This is a genomic window from Burkholderia sp. GW821-FHT14F03 (assembly GCF_058803765.1).
This window is the reverse complement of the sequence record NZ_JBXAPG010000098.1, coordinates 1-6938: the sequence shown is the minus strand read 5'-3', so window position 1 is coordinate 6938 and position 6938 is coordinate 1. Positions and strand designations below refer to the sequence as shown.

At 59.6% G+C, this 6938-nt stretch carries 5 protein-coding genes and 2 pseudogenes; 1 reads left to right on the top strand and 6 read right to left on the bottom strand.

Going from position 1 to position 6938, the window contains the following annotated elements:
* The 3 genes and pseudogenes from AC1RQF_RS32925 to AC1RQF_RS32915 form a co-directional block, all read right to left on the bottom strand.
* Positions 1–324: pseudogene (locus tag AC1RQF_RS32925) on the bottom strand (flagellar filament capping protein FliD); the annotation flags it as partial.
* Positions 325–1475: 1151 nt separating this feature from the next.
* Entirely contained in the window at positions 1476–2558 is a 1083-nt protein-coding gene (locus AC1RQF_RS32920) for a hypothetical protein (protein ID WP_274003111.1), read from the bottom strand.
* Positions 2559–2965: 407 nt separating this feature from the next.
* Positions 2966–3394: a hypothetical protein gene (locus AC1RQF_RS32915; protein WP_492874289.1), complete on the bottom strand. Its 429-nt coding sequence runs from the start codon at positions 3392–3394 to the stop codon at positions 2966–2968.
* Between the two features lie 376 nt (positions 3395–3770).
* Between AC1RQF_RS32915 and AC1RQF_RS32910 the strand changes: the two are divergent.
* Positions 3771–3872: pseudogene (locus tag AC1RQF_RS32910) on the top strand (oxygenase MpaB family protein); the annotation flags it as partial.
* A 356-nt stretch (positions 3873–4228) separates the two neighbouring features.
* Here AC1RQF_RS32910 and AC1RQF_RS32905 read toward each other — a convergent pair.
* Genes AC1RQF_RS32905 through hpnI form a run of 3 tightly spaced genes read right to left on the bottom strand, consistent with a single transcriptional unit; the run spans position 4229 to position 6764 of the window.
* Positions 4229–4507, bottom strand: coding sequence for a hypothetical protein (locus tag AC1RQF_RS32905; protein WP_492874286.1), 279 nt, complete (start codon positions 4505–4507; stop codon positions 4229–4231).
* A 21-nt stretch (positions 4508–4528) separates the two neighbouring features.
* On the bottom strand, positions 4529–5557 hold the full coding sequence (locus AC1RQF_RS32900) for a lysylphosphatidylglycerol synthase domain-containing protein (protein ID WP_274004311.1): 1029 nt from the start codon (positions 5555–5557) through the stop codon (positions 4529–4531).
* A 49-nt stretch (positions 5558–5606) separates the two neighbouring features.
* The gene (gene hpnI, locus AC1RQF_RS32895; protein WP_274004310.1) at positions 5607–6764 is read right to left on the bottom strand and encodes a bacteriohopanetetrol glucosamine biosynthesis glycosyltransferase HpnI; all 1158 of its coding nucleotides are present in this window, start codon (positions 6762–6764) and stop codon (positions 5607–5609) included.
* Positions 6765–6938 lie beyond the last annotated feature (174 nt).

The following is a 6938-nucleotide window of genomic DNA, read 5'->3' as shown; positions in this document are numbered from 1 at the left end:
GGTGGCCGTCAGGCCCTTGCCCGATGCGTTGACCGCGAATTTCTGCTGCAGCGTGCCGTCGGACAGCGAGGTCAGCGTCTTCTGCAGCGACGCCAGTTCGGTGCGCACGCGGCCGAACGCGGCGGACAAATCGTTGTTCCGGGTGGTGGCGGAACTGATCGCCACGTTCAAGCCCTTGGTCCTGTCATTGACCAGAACGCCGATCAGCCCCGCAATGTTCAGATTGCTCTTGCCCGTGGTGCCGTTGATGATCGACTGCGTCGCGTCCTGCAGCGCGGTGTTGGAATTGATTGTCGTGTTGTTGGTTAACCTGTCGATCGCCATGGACTCCCCCGCAAGTTGATTGGTCTGACTATTACGGCAGCAATTTTCGGAAAGGCCGTCGTAATGTCAGCATCCTGGATGTGAAACGCTCTGCGTAAGCGGCATCCTGCCGCCATTCGAAGGGATGCTGCGTCAACCTTTGTCACTGTGGACTGCCCATTCGGAAACAGTTCCGCCCTCCTCCATCTCGGAGCCGGACAGCAAGGTGACCGCAGAAAAAATGCGGCGCCTCACCTTTTTCGGTCGCTTCGGGCCTTCTTCGTCACTCAATGTCGCTGTTCTCCGCGCATTGGCTCATCCGCCGCCGTCGACGGGCCTGCCGGCTGCGCTCGATCAGCGGGGACATGAACGCCCGCTCCCGGTCGTCGCAGGAGTCGAGCAGCAGCGCGCCGCACGGACCTGCGTTCGCGGCCAGCCTTGACGAGCCACACCGACCTGCACCGCGATGATCCTTCCTCAGCCAGAGGAAAAATATGCCTGTTGCCGCATGAACCAAAGACCCTTCCCACGATCGAAGTGTCTTGTTTAGGGCTTGGGGAAATTAGATGAAACGAGGTTTATTGGCTTTAGGCATGATCGTGTGCGTTCTTCTTGGATTCTACGGGGGAAGAAAGTTTGAGCGCTTTGCTTATGACGATACATGTTTGGATCTGGGTGGAGGGCAACTGCCTGGCGGAGGGCGATTTCCAAACGGCTATCCAATCTGCGTAATAGAAAAAACTGGCACACACTAATGATATGGTAACGCGCGTGAGCGCAGGTATAGCTGCTTCCACAGCTGCTATTACCCAACGACGCCACTTCGCTCCAGTGTGAGACGTGAAGGGCTTATGCCAGAGATTTCTTGCTCGCTCTTTAAATAGCAGTTTCGATCAGGCTCGCCGATAACGCTTCGAGTTGTGCCTGTTCGTCGGCCGACAAACGGCTGGCGCGACGCAGCCAGTGGTGACGCGTCCGATTGGCTGATGTGGTTCGTCTGTATACGTCTACTTCACATCTCAGCCAGCAAAATCCCACAAATCGAGGTTTAATTGACGTCCACCCGGATCCCCTTCCCTACAGATTGCACGGCGGCGTCGAACCTGCCGATCGAATTACCACTCACCAAAACGAAAGCCCTGCTCACGCAGGGCTTGTCAACATTGGCGCGATTAATTTTTACTAATCGCGTCAGCCATCAGCCTTGCTTTCTCCAAGCCATATTTTTCAGTTAAGGCTTTTTTCAAAAGCTCCCATTGCCTCCGGGAATCCGCGGCTGCGGTGTTAAAGGCATTTTTGAAATTATTCGGCGAAGCCAAGGATCGGTTGTCGCCCTGGCTATCTTTTTGCATGTCCTCCGACTCGCGAATTCTATTAAAACACTTGCTTTGATATTCCTCGTCCCCATAAACCCAGCAACCCGATGCCAAGTCCGCAGGAAGCCGATCTTTTGAGCTATTTATTTTCTCCTTCAGAGCCTGATCTGCTTGCGCGCCGTTCGGATCCGAGAATGTATTTCTATATTGCCACAGGGAATAAATTTCCAGCAAGGGGGCCGGCGTCGGGGCAAGATCAAGCCCCGGAGGATTGGTTATGCCAATAGGCATCGCGGGGTTCGCCTTGTCGGCATAATTTGTATGGGCATAGAAATCAGTCGTCGCATGAAGGATACGCCCAAAATTTCTCAGAACGACACATTTTGCCCTCAAATCCTGGCTGGCTCCCGAGGGCTTGTAATTGCCCATCTTCCAGACACCATTTACATAAGTCCCTTTAACCCAGGTCCACTCGTTATTATTTGCACAATCTTTCGAGTTGATCAGCTGAGTTGTGTCAATTACATATCCGGAGCCTGCGGGTAAAATGAGTTTGCCAGATGCCTTCACGGCAGCATCCAGGTAACGAACCATATCCCTGGCGCACTGATTAAAGTACTCATTCGCCTGCTCCCTTGAAATCGGGTATGGTTTCCCGCCATTATTTTGGGTGCTTAGATAGTCCCCTCCATCACAATGTGCGGGCAAGTTATACCATTGATCACTATCAGGCCTCATGAGTTCTCTGGTGAGATTGCTCATCGTCTTGTTGTCAAAAATATCGCCAGATGATTTCAGCCCATCCGAGACAGCTTGTTTGTGATTGGATTCGTTATACGCATAACTCACTGTTGCGAAACATAGAGTGCTGATGCAGGCAATTCCAGCCGCGATGCGTGATAAAAGTTTTTTCACCCGCAACATACGATTACCATCCATGGTACCCTTCTCCCTCAGCAAAAACACACAGAGCGCTCAAGTCGCGACTATCCGCATTGAAAAATGCACGCCTATGAAGGCATTTTATTATTTGCATGAAACCTTCTCGTAATGCATAAGATATTCGACGTCAATTTGACCGCGAGCGACATTGCATTAAAAATTAACTGCAATCGAATAAAATCGCTGCCATTGGCAACCAGGCCAAGATAGGGAGAGGGATAATCGAGGTGAGCGAAATTGCCAATCCAAGAGAGGCAATGTCGTATAAATCGGCAAACTATTGATAAAAATAGATGCCCCCGCCGTTCGCCTATAACTAGACAGGTATGGCGTATCTGGTCAGCCTGCGCTGGAACAACTCCACATCCCGTGGCGAACCTGCGGACATCGACTTCCCCGGCCCCTCACCGCGCAAGCCGATGCGATGCGATTGCATACGCCTCATCGAGCGTCGCGACCACGCGATTAGGCACGCCCGACGTCTGCATGGTCCGGCGGCAGTGCATGATCGCAGCGGCGCGCCGCACTGCGTCGGACTCCACGAATATCCGGATCTTGCAGAGCCGTAGAACAATGGCTTGATGCTGGGCCAGCCAGTGCGCTCGCCGTTCTCGCGCGGCGTCGGTCTCGTCAGGCAAGGTGCCGTGATGGATCACGGCAAACGGCGAGGATTGCGCCAGCAGCACGACCATCTCGGATTCCCACTGCGGCTCGAAGTCGGGCCCCAGCCTATCGACCCGCACGTTCACGAATGGAAAGCAGCTGACGTCGTGTATCACGAAGGCGGATGGATCGTTCACCATCGTCGTATGCAGATCAAGGTTTGCATTCATAGCTAGGCGATCGATGTCCTGGATTGGCCACCGCGTGCTCGTCTCTCTATCGATCCAAGGAGCACGTCTTGTCGATGGTTTGTAAATGAAAAGTAATCATCCTGCACACCTAACCGTCAGATCCTACCCTGACAAATTTTGTGTCTGCCAGCCATTACCGGCCTCGCACGACAAGCCTTCACTATCTTTAACAAATTCCTTTCATCTGATGAGCGAAACGCGCGCGATACATCCCTATCCCGTTCCTGATCATGGAGCGGAACCGTTCCCATTTTTCCGGGGCGCGGCATGTTTTTCACGGGGCGCGTTCGATCTGAAGGTCGGTGTGTCGGTGCACGCGAAGCCCGTCATCCATCCCATCGGCCTGAGCCCCGTTTGCCGGCGCGTGCGCGACGATTTCGCGGCCATGATGGTGGGCGGCATCGGCGTGTTGATCCTGCGGGCGCTACATCCCCTGGCGCTCGCCGGAGTACTGGATATCTGATTTCCCAGCAGGACCTGGAAGGGCGGCTCCGCAGCGCAGTTCGTTGCGGGCACAACCTACTGAAGCCGGCGGGGTGCAGGCGGCTATCGCGGCGGCAACCCACTGAGCCTGATCCACGAGGGGATCGAGGCTTATGGACGGCATGCCCATTCCATCCAGGCATTCCGCTGCATCGCCGCCTGCTACGGGACACATGTCACAGCGAGCGCCTGCTGCTCACCTCATCGCCTCGGCTGAAAACCCTATTGGACAAGTGCACGTCAGCTTCTATTGCGAGCGCTGGTTGGGGATGCTGGTGGTCGAGGTGACGAAATCGGGGCCGCGCCTCCTGGGGCGAGCCGTGGTCCGCCTCAAGATCGGCGGCGTTCAGCAGCAGTTGGCAGTTGGCAATCGGCGAGCCGCTTCAGCGTGACCGCCGCGCCGGCTTCGGCCGCGCCCTGCATCGCAGCGCCGAGCAGCGTCCGATTGAGCAAGTCGCGACGCGAGCTGCCGCAGATGGCAAGAATCCTGATGCCGGTGATGTCCCCAGGACTGAATCGAAGCGGATTCACGAACACATGTCCGAGGCGCTCGCGTTTTTTCATCTCGCGCGCGCGGCGCGCCGACGCCCGGTTTTGGCGCACGCTCACCCAAGCGCTTTCCTGCCTGATTCAAGCGTGGTTCGAATGCGTGGCATGCGCGGGTTCTTCCGGGCGCACGCCCCTCTTCTTTTCGCGCGGCGCGCGGAACTCCGCCAATTGCCAGGCGACGAGCCCCGGCACGTAGAACAGCAGATCGCGCACGCGCCGGGCGCCCGCGAGCGCCAGACAAGTCGGGGCGTCGAAGCCGAGCAGCGCGCCGATGAGGATGAAGCCGCCCTCCTGCACGCCCAGGCTGCCCGGCACGAGAAACGCGACGCTGCTGAGCATCTGGATCAACGCCTCGATCACGAACGCCTGCGCGAACGTGGCGTCGGTGCCGAGGACATGGAGCGCGGCCCAGATCTCGAGCGCGAAGCCGGCGCATTGGAGCGTCTGCCAGACGAACAGATAGCGGATGACGATACCCGTTCGACGCCAGATCAGCTTGATCGACTGATCGACGCGCACCGATTGCCCGAGGAGCGCGAGCATCTTGCCGCTGGTGAGACGATTGAGCGTTCCCGCCATGCGTTCGAACGGCCGGGCATGCTGGGCGAGCGCGAACAGGATCAATACCGGCACGAGGCCGGCGATACTCCATACGAATGTGCCTGCGAACCGCGTCGCCTGGGAATTCGCCTGACCCAGCAGGTAGCCGCACGCAATCAATGCGAACACGACCTGGCTGATCAGCGTGAGTTGCGTGTCGACGATGAGGCTGGCCATCGCGGTCCCCGGCCGCACCCTGTCGAGACGCAGCAGCCGGAACGCGACGATCTCGCCGCCGATCCGGGCCACGGGCAGCAGCCCGTTGATCGACTCCCGGAGCCAGACGAACCTGAGCATCGTCGTAAAGGACGGACGTTCGGCCGGGCGGATGAGCGAGCGCCAATCCCAGGCGTTCGCGCACATGGGAAGGAGGTGGAGGCAGCCGGCCAGCACGAGGCCGAAACCCGCGTCGCGCATCAGCGCCCACACGGCCGCCGGATGGTCGCGCCAGACGAGCCACGCGGCAATTGCCAAGCCGGCCAGGGCGGCGATACGGCCTGAATGCTTCATCAGTGATGCTCTCTTGCGTTCGGTGTCAGCGATTCGTCGGGTTGTCGGCTCACTTCTCATGGACCAGCGACAGCATGCCGTTGTCGTCCACGCGGAATCGCGTTCCGCGCCACACGACGCCCGACGAGAAGAAGCTTGCCACATAGATCGCGAATTGCACCATGTCCCACAGCGGCAGCCACGGCAGCCCGTGCGTGCGATGCCGCGTGGCCCGGTCGACCTGCCGGACCAGCAGCGCGCGCCCCAGCAGCGCCGCGCCGGCCAGCAGCCATGCCGCGCCGGCTCCGCCTGAAAAGGCGACCGCGAGCATGGCGAGCGCGAACGGATGCATCAGGACCGCGCCCAGATGACCCGAGCGATCGGCTGCGCGAATCGTGCGGCTCCACCGCAACTCGTGGAGAAAGAGCTTGGCGAACGTATTCTCGACGCAGGCATGCCCGACCACGATGGGCGGAATGGCCACGGTCGCGCCGCAGCGCCGCACCGCTTCGCCGATCGCGTGATCTTCCGCGAGGTGATGGGCGAATTGCGCGAGACCGCCGATACGGGCGAGCGTATCCCGCGTCATGGCGATCGACTGCCCGAAGCAAGGCCGCGCGCGGCCCAGCGCCAGGCCGGTGATCACGCCGGGCAGGAAATGATAGTCGGTCAGCGACGCCGCCACGCGCGACCAAAAACCCGGCGCGGGCATGCCCCGGTAAACCAGGGTCACGAGGCCCACGCCCGGCGCCTGCAGCGCACCGACGACATGGCGCAGATAAGCCGCGTCGACGCGCACGTCGCTGTCGGCGAAACACAGCACGTCATGCTCCGCGAATTCGAGCATGTTGACGAGATTGGCGATCTTCCGGTTGGGCCCGTAGAGCCGCGCATCGGCGACGACGCTGATGGCGGCGTCGGGATAGCGCAGGCGCAGCGCCGCGATCGCGCCCAAGGCGGGGTCCGCGGCGTCGTGCACGCCGAACAGGTATTGGATCGGCCCGGGATAGTCCTGGTCGAAGAAACTGGCGAGATGGCCCTCCAGTTGCCATTCGTCGCCGTGCAGCGGCTTGACGATCGTCACGCCGGGAAAATGCGTCGGGGCGGTCGCGCCGCGCGCGAAGAAGCGTCCGACGAGCCTGCTCGCGAACAGCGTATAGACGATGCCGAGCGCCGCGCCGATCCCGAGCGTCACGGCGATCGATTCGGCCAGCACGTGCAACAGCATCGTGTGCCGCATGGCGATCGTCGCCGCGATAGCGACGCTCACGGTGAATATCAGCGCCAATGCGCCGCTCCAGATGCCGTCCCGATGCGGCCGGTTCATCACGCCTCGTGCGCGCGCAGGAAGCGGAAGAATTCCACGCCTTCGCGCAGGCGGCGCTTCATCATCTCCCAGCTC